The following is a 13,274-nucleotide window of genomic DNA, read 5'->3' as shown; positions in this document are numbered from 1 at the left end:
CCGGGGTGTCCTTCCTAGCGCGCCATCGCCCGGTCCTCCGCGGGCAGCGACGTCTCGTCGCGGGGTTCCGCGAGCCGGTCGCCCGGGGTGCGGGAGGCCGGGGTCCGGCGGTGGGCCGGGTCGCGGACCTCGCCGACCAGCATCTCCAGCACGTCCTCCAGCGCGACCAGGCCGAGCACCCGGCCGCTGGGGTCGGCGACCGCCGCCAGGTGGGAGGCGGCCCGCCGCATCGCCGTCAGGGCGTCGTCCAGGGGCAGCTCGGCGCGCAGCGTGGTCATCGCGTGCCAGATCCGCTGGGGCACCGCACGGTCCCGTTCCTCCAGGTCGAGGACGTCCTTGACGTGCAGATAGCCCATGTAGGCGCCACCGGGGGCGCAGACCGGGAAGCGCGAGTAGCCGGTGCGTACGGTCAGCTCCTCGACCTGGCGGGGCGTCACCGTCGGCTCGACGGTGATCAGCGCCGCCGGGTCCAGCAGGACGTCGGTGACGGGGCGGCTGCCCAGCTCCAGGGCGTCGGAGAGGCGCTCCTGCTCGGCCGGTTCGAGCAGACCGGCCTGGCCGGAGTCCTCGACCAGATGGGTCAGCTGCTCGCTGGTGAAGGCCGCCTCGACCTCGTCCTTCGGCTCGACCCGGAAGAGCCGCAGCACCCCGTGGGCGCAGGCGCCGAGCAGGGCGGTCACCGGACGGCACAGCCGGGCGAAGGCCACCAGGCCGGGGCTGAACCACAGGGCGGTCTTCTCGGGCGCCGCCATCGCGAGGTTCTTCGGGACCATCTCGCCGATGACCAGGTGCAGGAAGACCACCAGCGCCAGGGCGATGACGTAGCCGAGCGGATGGATCAGGGCGGCGGGCATCCGGACCGCCTCGAACAGGGGTTCCAGGAGGCGGGCGACGGTCGGTTCGGCGACCGCGCCGAGCGTCAGGGAGCAGACGGTGATGCCGAACTGTGCGGCGGCCATCATCTGCGGGAGGTTCTCCAGACCGTGCAGCACCCGGCGGGCCTGTTTGGAGCCCCCGGTCGCCAGCGGTTCGATCTGGGAGCGGCGGACCGAGACCAGGGCGAACTCGGCGCCGACGAAGAAGCCGTTGGCGAGCACGAGCAGCACCGCGAGCAGCAGCTGGGCCAGGGTCATCGGGCCACCTCCGCACCGGCCGCGACGGGCTCACGGGTGGCCGGAGCGGCGGCCGCGGTCCGGACGATCCTTATCCGCTCGGCGCGGTGGTGTGCGACCAGCCGCACCCGCAGCCGCCAGCCGTCGAGTTCGGCGGTGTCGCCGGGGGCGGGAATCCGCCCGAGTATGTGGGCCACCAGTCCCGCCACCGTTTCGTACGGCCCCTCGGGGGCGTCCAGGCCGATCCGGCGCAGGGTGTCCACCCGGCAGCCGCCGTCGGCGTCCCAGGCGGGGCGGCCCTCCTCGGGCGGCGCCTGCCCGAGTTCGGGCAGGTCCACCCGGTCGTGCTCGTCGCGGACCTCGCCGACCAGTTCCTCGATGATGTCCTCGAGGGTGACCACGCCGGCCGTGCCGCCGTACTCGTCGACGACCACGGCTATCGGCTGTTCGCTGCGCAGTCGCTCCAGCAGCGGCTGCACCGGCAGCGTCTCGGGCACCAGCAGCGGCGGCACCGCGATCCGGACCGCCGGGGTGCGCAGCCGCTCGTCGGCCGGGACGGCCAGTGCGTCCTTGAGGTGGACCATGCCGACGACCTCGTCGAGCCGGGTGCGGTAGACGGGGAAGCGGGACAGGCCGGTGGCGCGGGTGAGGTTCACCACGTCCTCGGCGGTCGCGGACGCCTGCAGGGCGCTGACCCGGACCCGCGGGGTCATCACGTTCTCCGCGGTCAGGTCGGCCAGCGACAGGGTGCGGACGAAGAGGTCCGCGGTGTCCTGCTCGATGGCGCCGGCCCGGGCGGAGTGCCGGGCCAGCGAGACCAGTTCGCCGGGGGTGCGGGCGGAGGCCAGCTCGTCGGTCGGCTCCACGCCCAGGGCGCGCACGAGCCGGTTGGCGACGGTGTTCAGCAGGGTGATCACCGGGCGGAAGAAGCGGGAGAAGTGCCGCTGCGGGCCGGCCACGACGCGGGCGACGTGCAGCGGCTTGGAGACCGCCCAGTTCTTGGGCACCAGCTCACCGATGACCATCTGGACGGCGGAGGCCAGCAGCATGCCGAGGACGACGGCGATGCCGGGGACCGCGCCCTTGGGCAGCCCGGTGGCGAGCAGCGGGCCGGACAGGACGTCGGCCAGCGCGGGCTCGGCGAGCATACCGACCACCAAGGAGGTGATGGTGATGCCCAGTTGGGTGCCGGAGAGCTGGAAGGAGAGTTCGCGCAGTGCGGAGACGACGGTACCGGCGCGGCGGTCGCCGTCGGCCGCGGCGCGTTCGGCGTCCGCCTTCTCGACGGTGACGAGGCCGAACTCGGCGGCGACGAAGAATCCGTTGGCGAGGATCAGGACGAGGGCCGCCGCGAGCAGCAGCAGGGGGCCGGTCATGCCGCCGCCCCCTTGGTATGCGGAGGGGCGGCGCAGGTACTACAGGACGATCCGTCCATTGCCGGAGGGAGTCACTCCTCGGGTCGGGTTGGGCCCACGAAGGGGCGGGGCGCGGGGTGCGTCCCGGAGAACAGAGTAAACAGCGGGGCCCGTGTTAGGGCAGGCTCATCCGGCCGTGTGGTCGAGCGCACCGTGCTTCTCGGTGAGGTCACGCAGCGCACGAGCGTCCCGAATGGCCTGATTTCGGGCGATACCGGGCTGGATGCCCATGGCGGGCAGGCTGGTGCCGTCGGCCAGGTCGAGATGGACCCAGGGATCACCCTGCCGGAGGTTGACCCGGACGATCTGGGCCCAGGCCAGCTCGCGCCGGGTGGTGAGGTTGACGACCGTGACGCCCTCCTGCCGCGCGACCACCTTGGGGCGGCCGAGCAGCAGGAGGACGGCGCCCACCAGCAGTCCGGTGACGACGAAGCTGATCCGCTCGCCGCCGGTCAGCTTCGGCAGCGCCAGCGCGATCGCCGTGAGGGCGGCGAGCTGGGCGATGCCGACCGTGTACAGCACGACCCGGGTGCGGGTCGGCCGGAACGTCACAGGGAGGCCGGGGAGCGGGGCGGGGGGTGCCGCGGACACGTCGTGAAGTCTTTTCGTCGGTGGGCTGGGGCGGTACGGGCCGGTCAGAGCCGGCAGGCGTGGATGCCGGTGGTCAGGATCGCCCGGGCGCCGAGGTCGTAGAGCTCGTCCATGATGCGCTGGGCCTCCTTGGACGGGACCATGGAGCGGACCGCGACCCAGCCCTCGTGGTGCAGCGGGGAGACGGTCGGCGACTCCAGACCGGGGGTCAGGGCGACGGCCTTCTCGACGTGCTCGACCCGGATGTCGTAATCCATCATCACGTACCGGCGGGCCACCAGGACGCCCTGCATGCGGCGGAGGAACTGGCGCACCTTCGGGTCGTCGTCCGGGGCTCCGGTGCCGCGGATGACCACGGCCTCGGACTTCAGGATCGGCTCGCCGATGATCTCCAGTCCGGCGTTGCGCAGGGTGGTGCCGGTCTCCACCACGTCCGCGATGATCTCCGCCACACCGAGCTGGATGGCGGTCTCCACCGCGCCGTCCAGACGGACCACGGAGGCGTCCACGCCGTTCTCGGCGAGGTGCTGCTTGACCAGTCCGGCGAAGGAGGTCGCGACCGTCATGCCGCCGAACTCGCTGACGTCCTTGGCGGTGCCGGGACGGGTGGCGTAGCGGAAGGTCGAGCCGGCGAAGCCGAGCTGGAGGATCTCCTCGGCCGGCGAGCCGGAGTCCAGCAGCAGGTCACGGCCGGTGATGCCGATGTCGAGCTTGCCGGAGCCGACGTACACCGCGATGTCGCGGGGGCGCAGGAAGAAGAACTCGACCTCGTTCTCGGCGTCGACCAGGACCAGTTCCCTGCGGTCCTTGCGCTGGCGGTAGCCGGCCTCATGCAGCATCGCCGACGCAGGCTCGGACAGTGAACCCTTGTTGGGGACAGCGATGCGCAGCATGAGAGCGATTTCCTTTGCAGCTAAAGGGAGTTGGGCCGGGTGCCTGGGGTGGTTCAGAGGTGGGCGTAGACGTCGTCGAGGGAGATGCCCTTGGCGACCATCATGACCTGGAGGTGGTAGAGGAGCTGGGAGATCTCCTCGGCGGCGGCCTCGTGGGATTCGTACTCGGCGGCCATCCAGACCTCGGCGGCCTCCTCGACGACCTTCTTGCCGATCGTGTGGACACCGGCCTGCACCAGCTCGGCGGTACGGGAGGTGGCGGGGTCGCCGGTGGCGGCCTTCTGCTGGAGCTCTGCGAACAGCTCCTCGAACGTCTTCTTGGACATGATGGTGACTACCCTACGCGGTCGCCCCCTCGCTTCAGCGCCAGGGCTCCGACACGGTGCGCAGGGTGGCGGCCGTGGCGACCGCGGCGGTGACCGCTTCGTGGCCCTTGTCCTCGGCCGAGCCCTCCAGGCCCGCGCGGTCCAGCGCCTGCTCCTCGGTGTCGCAGGTCAGCACGCCGAAGCCGACCGGTACGCCGGTGTCCACCGAGACCTGGGTCAGGCCCTGGGTGACGCCCTGGCAGACGTAGTCGAAGTGCGGGGTGCCGCCGCGGATGACCACGCCGAGCGCGACCACCGCGTCGTAGCCGCGGCCGGCCAGGACCTTGGCGACGACCGGCAGCTCGAAGGTGCCGGGCACCCGCAGCAGGGTGGGCTCGTCGATGCCGAGCTCGGTCAGCGCCCGCAGCGCGCCGTCGACCAGGCCGTCCATCACCCTTTCGTGCCACTGCGCGGCGATGACGGCCACCCGCAGGTCGCCACAGTTCTTCACGGTCAGTTCGGGTGCGCCCTTGCCGCTCACGGTTCTCCTTGTAGGGGTGGTGGTGCCGGTTGGTGGTGGGGTTGCGGGGGTTGGGGGTTGGGGGGGATTACTGGTTGTGGCAGGTGCCGGCGTGATCGGCATCCAGCCAGGGCAGGTCGTGGCCCATGCGGTCGCGCTTGGTGCGCAGGTACCGCAGGTTGTGCTCGCCGGCCTGGACCGGCATCGGCTCCCGGCCGGTGACCTGCAGGCCGTGCTGTGTCAGGGCGGCGGTCTTGTCCGGGTTGTTGGTCATCAGGCGCAGCGAGCGCACGCCGAGGTCCTTCAGCATCTGCGCGCCGGCCGCGTAGTCGCGGGAGTCGGCGGGCAGGCCCAGTTCGAGGTTGGCGTCGAGGGTGTCCCGGCCGCGCTCCTGGAGTTCGTAGGCGCGCAGCTTGGACATCAGCCCGATGCCGCGGCCCTCGTGACCGCGGAGGTAGATCACCACGCCGCGGCCGGCGTCGCTGACCCGCTGCAGCGACGCCTCCAGCTGGGGGCCGCAGTCGCAGCGCAGGGAGTGGAAGATGTCGCCGGTCAGGCACTCGGAGTGGACCCGGACCAGGACGTCCTCGCCGTCCCCGAGATCGCCGGCGACCAGCGCGATGTGCTCGACGCCGTCGACGGTGGAGCGGTAGCCGTACGCGGTGAACTCGCCGTGCGCGGTGGGCAGCCGGGTGGCGGCCTCGCGGCGGACGGTCGGCTCGGACGAGCGGCGGTAGGCGATCAGGTCCTCGATGGAGATGATCGACAGACCGTGCTTGCGGGCGAACGGGACGAGCTCGGGCAGTCGCAGCATCGCGCCGTCCTCGCCGGCGATCTCGACGATCGCGGCGGCCGGGCGCAGGCCGGCCAGCCGGGCGAGGTCGACGCCGGCCTCGGTGTGGCCGTTGCGGACGAGGACGCCGCCGGGCCGGGCGCGCAGCGGGAAGACATGGCCGGGCCGGACGAAGTCGCCGGGGGCGGAGTCGCCGGAGGCCAGCAGGCGCAGGGTGGTGGCGCGGTCCGCGGCGGAGATGCCGGTGGAGACGCCGTGCGCGGCGGTGGCGTCGACGGAGACGGTGAAGGCGGTCCGCATCGACTCGGTGTTGTGGTCGACCATCTGCGGGAGTTCCAGCCGGTCCAGCTCCGGGCCCTCCATGGGCGCGCAGATCAGTCCGCGGCATTCGCTCATCATGAAGGCGACGACCTCGGGGGTGGCCTTCTCGGCGGCGATGACGAGGTCGCCCTCGTTCTCGCGGTTCTCGTCGTCCACGACGACGACCGGGCGGCCGGCGGCGATGTCGGCGATGGCCCGCTCGACGGGGTCCAGGAGGAGGGCGTCGTCCGCGTCGTACCAGCTCTTGAGGGCGGTCATGCTTGTGCTCCCTTGTTCGCTTCTCCGCCCGCGCGGCGCAGAGGTGCGGCCTTCGTGACTGTCTGCGGCCCGGCGGCCGCGCGTGCGTCGCTCACGAGAGGGCTCCTTCCAGGACGGTGCGATCTGCGACGGCGCGCGAGCGCAGCCACCAGTCGCGCATGCCCCACACGACGAGGGCGAGGTAGACGACGTAGACGAGGCCGGAGAAGGCGAGGCCGCTGCTGAAGGCGAGCGGGACGCCTACCACGTCGACCAGCAGCCAGGCGAACCAGAACTCGACCAGGCCGCGGGCCTGGGCGACCATCGCGGCGAGCGTGCCGACGAAGATGTAGGCGTCCGGCCAGGGGTTCCAGGACAGTTGCGGGAAGAGGGTGAACAGGCCGCCGACGGCGGCGGTGCCCAGGGCGGTGCCGGCGAGCAGCACTCCGCGCTCGCGCCGGCCGGCGAAGCGTACGGCGATGGAGCCGTCCCTGGCCTGCCGGCGGCCACGCTGCCACTGCCGCCAGCCCCACAACGCCACGCCGATGACGAGGAGTTGCTTGCCGACGCCACCGCTGAGGTGGGCCGAGGCGTAGGCGGCGACGAGGATCAGGCCGGAGAGGAACTGGGCCGGCCAGGTCCATATGGACCGCCGCCAGCCGAGCGCCAGGGCGGCCAGACCGATGGTGTTGCCGATCATGTCCGACCAGATGACGTGCTGGCCGAAGGCCGTGAAGGCCACGCCGTTCAACGGGTCGAGGACGCTCACCGGTCCATCTCCTTGATCTCTTCGATGTCGTGGAGGTCCGCGGCGTCCGCGGAGCGCCGGCCCAGCAGCCGCTCGACGTACTTGGCGAGGACGTCGACCTCGAGGTTCACCGGGTCGCCGGCCTGCTTGATGCCGAGGGTGGTCAGCGCGAGGGTGGTCGGGATGAGGCTGATGGTGAAGTAGTCGTCGGCGGCCTCGACGACGGTGAGGCTGACGCCGTCGACGGTGATGGAGCCCTTCTCGACGACGTAGCGGGACAGCGTCGCCGGCAGCGCGATCTTGACGATCTCCCAGTGTTCGGCGGGGGTGCGCCCGACGATGGTGCCGGTGCCGTCGACGTGGCCCTGGACGAGGTGTCCGCCGAGCCGTCCGCCGAGCGCCATGGGGCGCTCCAGGTTGACCCGGGAGCCGGCGGTCAGCGCGCCGAGGCTGGAGCGGTTGAGCGTCTCGGCCATCACATCGGCGGTGAATTCACCGTCGGCGGTCTCGACGACGGTCAGACAGACGCCGTTGACCGCGATCGAGTCGCCGTGCTTGGCGTCCTCGGTGACGACGGGGCCGCGCAGTCGGAACCGGGAGGCGTCGCCGAGGTCCTCGATGGCGACGACCTCTCCCAGTTCTTCGACGATTCCGGTGAACACTTCAGTTCTCCTCGGGGAGGGCGGGGCGAAGGGGCGTGGCGGTGATGCGCAGATCGGGGCCGAGCCGTTGGGTGTCGGTCACGTCGAGCCGCAACGCCTGGGTGAGGGTGGTGATTCCGGCGTCGCCGACGGCGGCCGGTCCGGCGCCGAGCAGCACCGGTGCGAGATAGCCGACGACCTTGTCGACGGCCCGGGCGGCGAGGAAGGCGCCGGCGAGGGTGGGCCCGCCTTCCAGGAGTACGGAGCGGACGTCCCGCTCGTACAGGGCCGCGAGGAGGGCGGGGATGGACAGTCCGGGCCCGCCGGCGGCGCGCGGCAGCCGGACGAGCGGGGCGAGACCTTCGAGGTGGGCGGCGTCGGCGTCCTCGGCGACCGCGATCAGGGTGGGTGCGGTGCCGTCCAGGACGCGGGCGCCGGGCTTGACGGCGGTGGCGCCGGAGTCGACGACGACCCGCAGCGGCTGGCTGATCTCGTCGTCGGTGAGCCCGCTGATCCGGGCGCCGAGCTGCGGGTCGTCGGCGCGGGCGGTGCCGGAGCCGACGATCACCGCGTCCGCGGCGGCCCGGAGGCGGTGGACGTCGGCGCGCGATTCGGGCGAGGAGATCCAGCGGCTGGTGCCGTCGGCGGCGGCGATCCGGCCGTCGAGGGTCGCGGCGTACTTCCACAGCACGAAGGGGCGGCCGCGCAGGACGGCGGTCAGCCAGGCCTCGTTGCCGGCCGCGGCCTCGTCGGCGAGCAGTCCGCCCTCGACGTCGATGCCGGCCTCGGCCAGGGTGACGGCGCCGCCGGTGGCGGTCGGGGTGGGGTCGGAGACCGCGTAGACGACCCGGGCGATCCCGGCGTCGATCAGCGCCCGGGCGCAGGGGCCGGTGCGGCCGGTGTGGTTGCAGGGTTCGAGGGTGACCAGGGCGGTGCCGCCCCGGGCGCGTTCGCCCGCGGCGCGCAGGGCGTGGACCTCGGCGTGCGGGCCGCCGGCGCGCTGGTGCCAGCCCTCGCCGACCGTGCGGCCGTGGGAGTCCAGGACGACACAGCCGACCACGGGGTTGGGGCTGGTGTGCCCGAGGCCGCGGGCGGCGAGCTCGATGGCTCGGCGCATCGCCGCGGTCTCGACGGGGGCTGCGGTGGCCACCGGGTCCTCCTGCCTCTTCGGGCACGGACTCCGGGGCTGTCTGGACGACAGGAAGCGGAACGACGCAACGGGGGCACCGCGCCGGAAAAGGGAGCGCCCGCCCGGATACGACCGGAAGGCGCCGCCGACGGCGGTGTACCGAAGCTCGCCCGCCGCGCACTGCCTCCCATCCGGACTTTCACCGTCGGTGCAGGAATTCCACCTGCTCAACCGGCCACTGGATGCGGACGGGTCGCGGACTGTTACCGCCGGTTCGGAATTACACCGACCCCGGAGTGCGCTGCTGCTCTTATGTCAGTACAGCTTCAGTCTGCCACGGCCGATAGTCGCCCATGCGGGCGAACCGCTGTGGGCTGTCTCACAGCGTCCGGCGCGCCGCGGTGTCACGAACGCGGCCGGCTGTTCCGTCATGAGGGGACGGTACGACCCGGGGACGCAGCTGTCCCCCCGCACGCAAGGACTGATCGACGATGGCGAGAATTCTGGTGACCGGCGGTACCGGCACGCTCGGCCGGCCGCTGGTGGAGCGGCTGCTGGGCGACGGGCACGAGGTCCGCTCGGTGAGCCGGCGGCCGCACACCGGCACCGAACGGCCGCGGCTGCGGTCGTACGCGGTCGATCTGCGCGAGGGCACCGGGCTGGACGTGGCGCTCGCGGACGTGGACGCCGTGGTGCACTGCGCCTCGACGCCGTCCGGTGGTGACCTGGAGGCGGCCCGGCCGCTGCTCGACGCGGTGACGGCGGCGGGGGTGCCGCATCTGGTCTACATCTCGATCGTCGGGGTGGACCGGGTGCCGCTCGGCTACTACCGGACCAAGCTCGCGGTGGAGCGGTTGATCGAGGACTCCGGCATCGGCTGGACGGTGCTGCGGACGACGCAGTTCCACGATCTGGTGCTCCAGATGGTCAAGGCGGGGGCCCGGTCGCCGGTGGTGCCGGTGCCGACCGGGGTGCGGATGCAGCCGGTGGAGGTCCGCGAAGTGGCCGCGCGGCTGGCCGGGTTGGCGGCCGGGGAGCCGGCGGGGCGGGTCACGGACATGGGCGGGCCCGAGGTGCTCGATGCGCGGGAGCTGGTGCGGGCGACGCTCGATGCGGGTGGGCGGCGCCGGCTGCTGATGCCGGTGCGGGTGCCGGGCAAGGTGGGCGCGGCGCTGCGTCGGGGCGGGAACCTCACCCCGGAAAACGCCGTCGGGGTGGGGACCTACGCGGAGTTCCTGGCGGAACGGGCGGGTGGCGGGGCGGCGCACTGAGCGCGGGCCGGGCGGAGTAGAGCCGGGCGGGGCGGAGCGGTGCCGGGGCGGAGCGGTGCCGGGCCGGGGCCGGGCGGAGTCCGGTCGGCCCGGGGCCGTGCGGCATCGGGTGCGGCCCGGGTCCGTCCGGAACGGGGTCAGCCCGCCGGGGTGAACAGCTCGTCCTGCGCCGCGTCCCGGGCGGCGAGGACGGCGCCGCGCAGTACCGCCCGGCCGCCGACCGCGCCGGCCCGTACGTCGGTGCGCAGCGGGGAGAGCCGGGCCAGCCGGTCGGCGACCCGGTCGGCGAGCGCGGCGCCGCCGGCCAGGCCGATCTCGCCGCCGAGGACGACGCAGCCGGGGTCGAGCACCGCGCACACGGCCGCCGCGCCCAGGGCGACCCGGGCGGCCAGGGCGTCGAGGAAGGCGGTGGCGGCTGCGTCGGCGCCGGCTTCCTCGGCGGTGACGGCGGCGCGGACCAGGGCCTCGGCGGGCGGGGCGTCGGTGGGGCCGGCGGTGCCGCGGCGGCCGGCCGGTTCGCCGGGCGGGGCGGCGAGGCCGTGTTCCGCCGCGAGGGCGCAGAGCGCCGCGGAGCCGGCGAGGGAGTGGAAGCCGCCGTCGCAGCCGGTGGCGGAGGGCAGTGCGCCGGTGCCGGGGACGGGGAGGAAGCCGATCTCGCCGGTGCCGCCCGAGGCGCCGCGCCGCAGCACACCGTCCAGGACGACCGCGGCGCCGGTGCCGTGGCCGAGCCAGAGCAGGACGAAGGTGTCGTGGTCGCGGGCCGCGCCCTCGCGCTGTTCGGCGAGGGCCGCGAGGTTGACCTCGTTCTCCAGCAGGACCGGTGCGGCCGTCCGGGTGCGCAGTTCGCCGACCAGGGTGGCGTGCCAGGACGGGAGCCGGTCGGTGCCGCCGAGCCGGCCGGTGGCCGGGTCGACCAGGCCGGGCGCGCCGACCGCGAGGGTGTGCGGCCGGTCGGCGCCGGCCGCGGCGAGCGCCTTGTCGACCACGGCGAGGGCGGTGGCGACGGCCACTTCGGGGCCGGCGTCCGCGCCGACGGGGGCGGTGTGTTCGGCGCGTACCCGGCCCAGGAGGTCGGCGACCGCGGCCGTGACGCTGTGGGTGCGCAGGTCGAGGCCGACGAGGTGGGCCCGGTCGGCGACGATTCCGTAGAGCCGGGCGTTGGGTCCGCGCCGCTGTGCGCCGCTCTCGCCGACGACGGCGATCAGTCCGGCCTGCTGGAGGCGTTCGACGAGGTCGGCCACGGTCGGCCGGGACAGCCCGGTCAGCCCCTTCAGCTGACCTGCCGTCAACGGGCCGTCGGACTGCAGGAGTTGGAGCGCCAGCCGGTCGTTGATCAGCCGGGCGGTGGCCGGGGAGGCGGTACGGCCGGCGGCGGCCGCGCGCGGGGGATGCATGGCGGGATTCTGTCATCCGGCCGGGCCAACTCCCTTATTAACAGGCAGGGTTCCTGATAATTTACCGCCCATGGCTGGCACCGGCACCCCCGACGGCTCCCTCTCCCGCCTCTCCCCCCTCTGCCCGCTCCCACAGGACGGGCTGCGCCGCGCCCGTCGGTCCGTCGCACTGGTCTTCCTCGTCCACGGCTCGGTCACCGGCAACTTCGCCACCCGCATCCCCTGGATCCAGGACCACACCGGCATCTCCGCCGGCCAGCTCGGGCTGGCCCTCGCCTTCCCGGCGATCGGGGCGTCGCTGGCCATGCCGCTGGCCGGCCGGATCAGCCACCGCTTCGGCGCCCGGACGGCACTGCGCACCCTGCTCGCGCTGTGGACCCTCTCGCTGGTCCTGCCCGCCCTCTCCCCCGGTCTGTACGCGCTCTGCCCGGCGCTGCTGGTGTACGGCGCGGCCTCCGGCACCGCGGACGTCGCGATGAACGCCCTCGGCGTGGAGACCGAGGACCGGCTCGGGCGGCCCATCATGTCGGGGCTGCACGGGATGTGGAGCGTGGGCGCGCTGCTCGGCTCGGCGGCCGGCACCCTGGCCGCGCACGCCGACTGGGACGCCCGGCTCCATCTCGCCGGTGCCGCACTGGTGTTGACCCTGCTGGGCGCGGCCGCCTGCCGGGGCGTGCTGGACCTGCGCAGCGCCCCCGAGGAGCATCCGCCGCCGCGGTTCGCGCTGCCGCCGAAGTCGGCCCTGGTCATCGGGGCCATCGGATTCTGCGCGGTGTTCGCGGAGGGCGCCGGGCTGGACTGGTCGGCGGTCTACCTCCGCGACCGATTGGGCACCGACGCCGGCCTGGCGGCCGCTTCGACCACCGCCTTCGCCTGCACCATGGCGGCCGCGCGGCTGGCCGGCGACAAGGTGGTGGCCCGCTTCGGCGCGGTGCGCACGGTACGGGCCGGGGGCGCGCTGGCGGCGGCCGGTGGACTGCTGATCGTCGCGGCCCGGCACCCGGTGCCGGCGATGGCCGGGTTCGGGCTGATCGGCCTGGGCATCGCGGTGGTGGTCCCGCTGGCCTTCGCGGCCGCCGGGCGCAGCGGTCCGGCGCCGAGCCAGGCGATCGCGGGGGTCGCCACGATCACCTACACGTCCGGGCTGATCGCCCCGTCCGCGATCGGCGGGATCGCCCAGGCCAGTTCGCTGACGGTGTCGTTCGCGCTGGTCACGGCGCTGGCCTGCGGTCTGTTGGTGGGCGCCCGGGTGCTGGCCGTCCCGGCCCGTACGGCTTCGGGGGGCGCGCCCGCGGTGGCGGGCGACCTGGAACGGTCCTGACCCGGACCGGTCGCGGCGGCGGGCCGTTCGCGGTCCGGCGGATCAGGCCGCCTCCGCCGCCGTCTCCGGCTCGTCGCCCTCCGGCCGGAGCAGTTCCCCGGCCACCGCGCGGGCCCGGTCGGACCACGGCGTGGGCCGCAGCGTGGCGGAGTCGACCCGGACCAGGACGCGGTGGCCGTGGGCGTAGGTCTCGCCGCCGTCGGCCGAGCAGAGCCGGAAGCCGTAGGTGAGGCCGGTGCGGCCGAGGCGTTCGATCCACAGGTGGGCGGCGTAGGAGCCGGGGCGGGTGACCGGGCGCTCGTAGGAGACCCGCATCTCCTTGATGACGTTGCACATGTCGCCGGCCGCGGCCCAGTCGCCGTCGAAGCCGAAGCCCTGGCCGTGCCAGTACTCCGCCCAGGCGCGTTCCACCAGCAGCGGGTAGCGGGAGTTGTGGAGCATGCCCAGTGCGTCGAGGTCGTCGAAGTGGACGGTGACGGGGACGAGCCGGCCGTACGGGAGGGCGGCGGCCGGAAGGGATTCGACGGTCACGGACGGGGCTCCTGGTGCTGTTGCGGACATGCCCATCCATCGTAAGCGACTG

Annotated in this window: 14 protein-coding genes and 1 riboswitch; of the genes, 2 read left to right on the top strand and 12 right to left on the bottom strand. The window is 73.7% G+C overall.

Annotated features, from left to right (window positions below; genetic code table 11):
• Positions 1 to 14: 14 nt before the first annotated feature.
• The 10 genes from ACGF4C_RS10920 to ribD form a co-directional block, all read right to left on the bottom strand.
• Positions 15 to 1,133 carry a hemolysin family protein gene (locus ACGF4C_RS10920; RefSeq protein ID WP_393565172.1) on the bottom strand — a complete coding sequence of 373 codons (1,119 nt, stop codon included), beginning with the start codon at positions 1,131 to 1,133 and terminating at the stop codon, positions 15 to 17.
• Positions 1,130 to 2,488 carry a hemolysin family protein gene (locus ACGF4C_RS10915; RefSeq protein WP_030412070.1) on the bottom strand — a complete coding sequence of 453 codons (1,359 nt, stop codon included), beginning with the start codon at positions 2,486 to 2,488 and terminating at the stop codon, positions 1,130 to 1,132. The genes ACGF4C_RS10920 and ACGF4C_RS10915 overlap by 4 nt, the downstream gene beginning before the upstream one ends.
• A gap of 165 nt (positions 2,489 to 2,653) precedes the next feature.
• A complete protein-coding gene (locus tag ACGF4C_RS10910; protein WP_393565171.1) occupies positions 2,654 to 3,118 on the bottom strand; it encodes a PH domain-containing protein in 465 nt (154 codons plus the stop codon).
• A 44-nt stretch (positions 3,119 to 3,162) separates the two neighbouring features.
• Positions 3,163 to 4,011, bottom strand: coding sequence for an ATP phosphoribosyltransferase (hisG, locus tag ACGF4C_RS10905; RefSeq protein ID WP_030412068.1), 849 nt, complete (start codon positions 4,009 to 4,011; stop codon positions 3,163 to 3,165).
• A gap of 53 nt (positions 4,012 to 4,064) precedes the next feature.
• On the bottom strand, positions 4,065 to 4,337 hold the full coding sequence (locus ACGF4C_RS10900) for a phosphoribosyl-ATP diphosphatase (RefSeq protein ID WP_030412067.1): 273 nt from the start codon (positions 4,335 to 4,337) through the stop codon (positions 4,065 to 4,067).
• 34 nt (positions 4,338 to 4,371) lie between these two features.
• Entirely contained in the window at positions 4,372 to 4,857 is a 486-nt protein-coding gene (gene ribH, locus ACGF4C_RS10895) for a 6,7-dimethyl-8-ribityllumazine synthase (protein ID WP_030412066.1), read from the bottom strand.
• 67 nt (positions 4,858 to 4,924) lie between these two features.
• A complete protein-coding gene (locus ACGF4C_RS10890; RefSeq protein ID WP_393565169.1) occupies positions 4,925 to 6,208 on the bottom strand; it encodes a bifunctional 3,4-dihydroxy-2-butanone-4-phosphate synthase/GTP cyclohydrolase II in 1,284 nt (427 codons plus the stop codon).
• A gap of 91 nt (positions 6,209 to 6,299) precedes the next feature.
• On the bottom strand, positions 6,300 to 6,956 hold the full coding sequence (locus ACGF4C_RS10885) for a nicotinamide riboside transporter PnuC (RefSeq protein ID WP_393565168.1): 657 nt from the start codon (positions 6,954 to 6,956) through the stop codon (positions 6,300 to 6,302).
• Positions 6,953 to 7,597: a riboflavin synthase gene (locus ACGF4C_RS10880; protein WP_393565166.1), complete on the bottom strand. Its 645-nt coding sequence runs from the start codon at positions 7,595 to 7,597 to the stop codon at positions 6,953 to 6,955. Before ACGF4C_RS10880 ends, ACGF4C_RS10885 begins: the two co-directional genes overlap by 4 nt.
• Before the next feature lies 1 nt (position 7,598).
• Positions 7,599 to 8,726, bottom strand: a complete 1,128-nt coding sequence (ribD, locus tag ACGF4C_RS10875; protein ID WP_393565164.1) for a bifunctional diaminohydroxyphosphoribosylaminopyrimidine deaminase/5-amino-6-(5-phosphoribosylamino)uracil reductase RibD — start codon at positions 8,724 to 8,726, stop codon at positions 7,599 to 7,601.
• A gap of 152 nt (positions 8,727 to 8,878) precedes the next feature.
• Positions 8,879 to 9,009, bottom strand: a riboswitch (FMN riboswitch).
• Positions 9,010 to 9,196: 187 nt separating this feature from the next.
• On the opposite strand from ribD, the gene ACGF4C_RS10870 reads away from it, so the two are divergent.
• A complete protein-coding gene (locus tag ACGF4C_RS10870) occupies positions 9,197 to 9,976 on the top strand; it encodes an SDR family oxidoreductase (RefSeq protein ID WP_393565162.1) in 780 nt (259 codons plus the stop codon).
• A 137-nt stretch (positions 9,977 to 10,113) separates the two neighbouring features.
• Here the strand turns inward: ACGF4C_RS10870 and ACGF4C_RS10865 are convergent, their stop codons facing one another.
• Entirely contained in the window at positions 10,114 to 11,370 is a 1,257-nt protein-coding gene (locus ACGF4C_RS10865; RefSeq protein WP_393565161.1) for an ROK family transcriptional regulator, read from the bottom strand.
• Positions 11,371 to 11,440: 70 nt separating this feature from the next.
• On the opposite strand from ACGF4C_RS10865, the gene ACGF4C_RS10860 reads away from it, so the two are divergent.
• Positions 11,441 to 12,691, top strand: a complete 1,251-nt coding sequence (locus tag ACGF4C_RS10860; protein WP_393565159.1) for an MFS transporter — start codon at positions 11,441 to 11,443, stop codon at positions 12,689 to 12,691.
• Positions 12,692 to 12,733: 42 nt separating this feature from the next.
• On the opposite strand, the gene ACGF4C_RS10855 is transcribed toward ACGF4C_RS10860, so the two are convergent.
• Positions 12,734 to 13,222, bottom strand: coding sequence for an acyl-CoA thioesterase (locus tag ACGF4C_RS10855; protein WP_393565157.1), 489 nt, complete (start codon positions 13,220 to 13,222; stop codon positions 12,734 to 12,736).
• Between the last annotated feature and the right edge of the window lie 52 nt (positions 13,223 to 13,274).

The sequence above is a fragment of the Streptomyces sp. NPDC048197 genome, assembly GCF_043202395.1.
Taxonomy (GTDB): domain Bacteria; phylum Actinomycetota; class Actinomycetes; order Streptomycetales; family Streptomycetaceae; genus Streptomyces; species Streptomyces siderophoricus.
This window is presented reverse-complemented; position numbering and strand designations above follow the sequence as displayed.

What these genes read in the sequence shown, in the direction of transcription:
- ACGF4C_RS10865 (WP_393565161.1), bottom strand. Translation starts at nt 11,370, where the DNA reads ATGCATCCCCCGCGCGCGGCCGCCGCCGGCCGTACCGCCTCCCCGGCC.
- ACGF4C_RS10890 (WP_393565169.1), bottom strand. Translation starts at nt 6,208, where the DNA reads ATGACCGCCCTCAAGAGCTGGTACGACGCGGACGACGCCCTCCTCCTG.
- ACGF4C_RS10860 (WP_393565159.1), top strand. Translation starts at nt 11,441, where the DNA reads ATGGCTGGCACCGGCACCCCCGACGGCTCCCTCTCCCGCCTCTCCCCC.
- ACGF4C_RS10900 (WP_030412067.1), bottom strand. Translation starts at nt 4,337, where the DNA reads ATGTCCAAGAAGACGTTCGAGGAGCTGTTCGCAGAGCTCCAGCAGAAG.
- ACGF4C_RS10915 (WP_030412070.1), bottom strand. Translation starts at nt 2,488, where the DNA reads ATGACCGGCCCCCTGCTGCTGCTCGCGGCGGCCCTCGTCCTGATCCTC.
- ACGF4C_RS10920 (WP_393565172.1), bottom strand. Translation starts at nt 1,133, where the DNA reads ATGACCCTGGCCCAGCTGCTGCTCGCGGTGCTGCTCGTGCTCGCCAAC.
- ACGF4C_RS10870 (WP_393565162.1), top strand. Translation starts at nt 9,197, where the DNA reads ATGGCGAGAATTCTGGTGACCGGCGGTACCGGCACGCTCGGCCGGCCG.
- hisG (WP_030412068.1), bottom strand. Translation starts at nt 4,011, where the DNA reads ATGCTGCGCATCGCTGTCCCCAACAAGGGTTCACTGTCCGAGCCTGCG.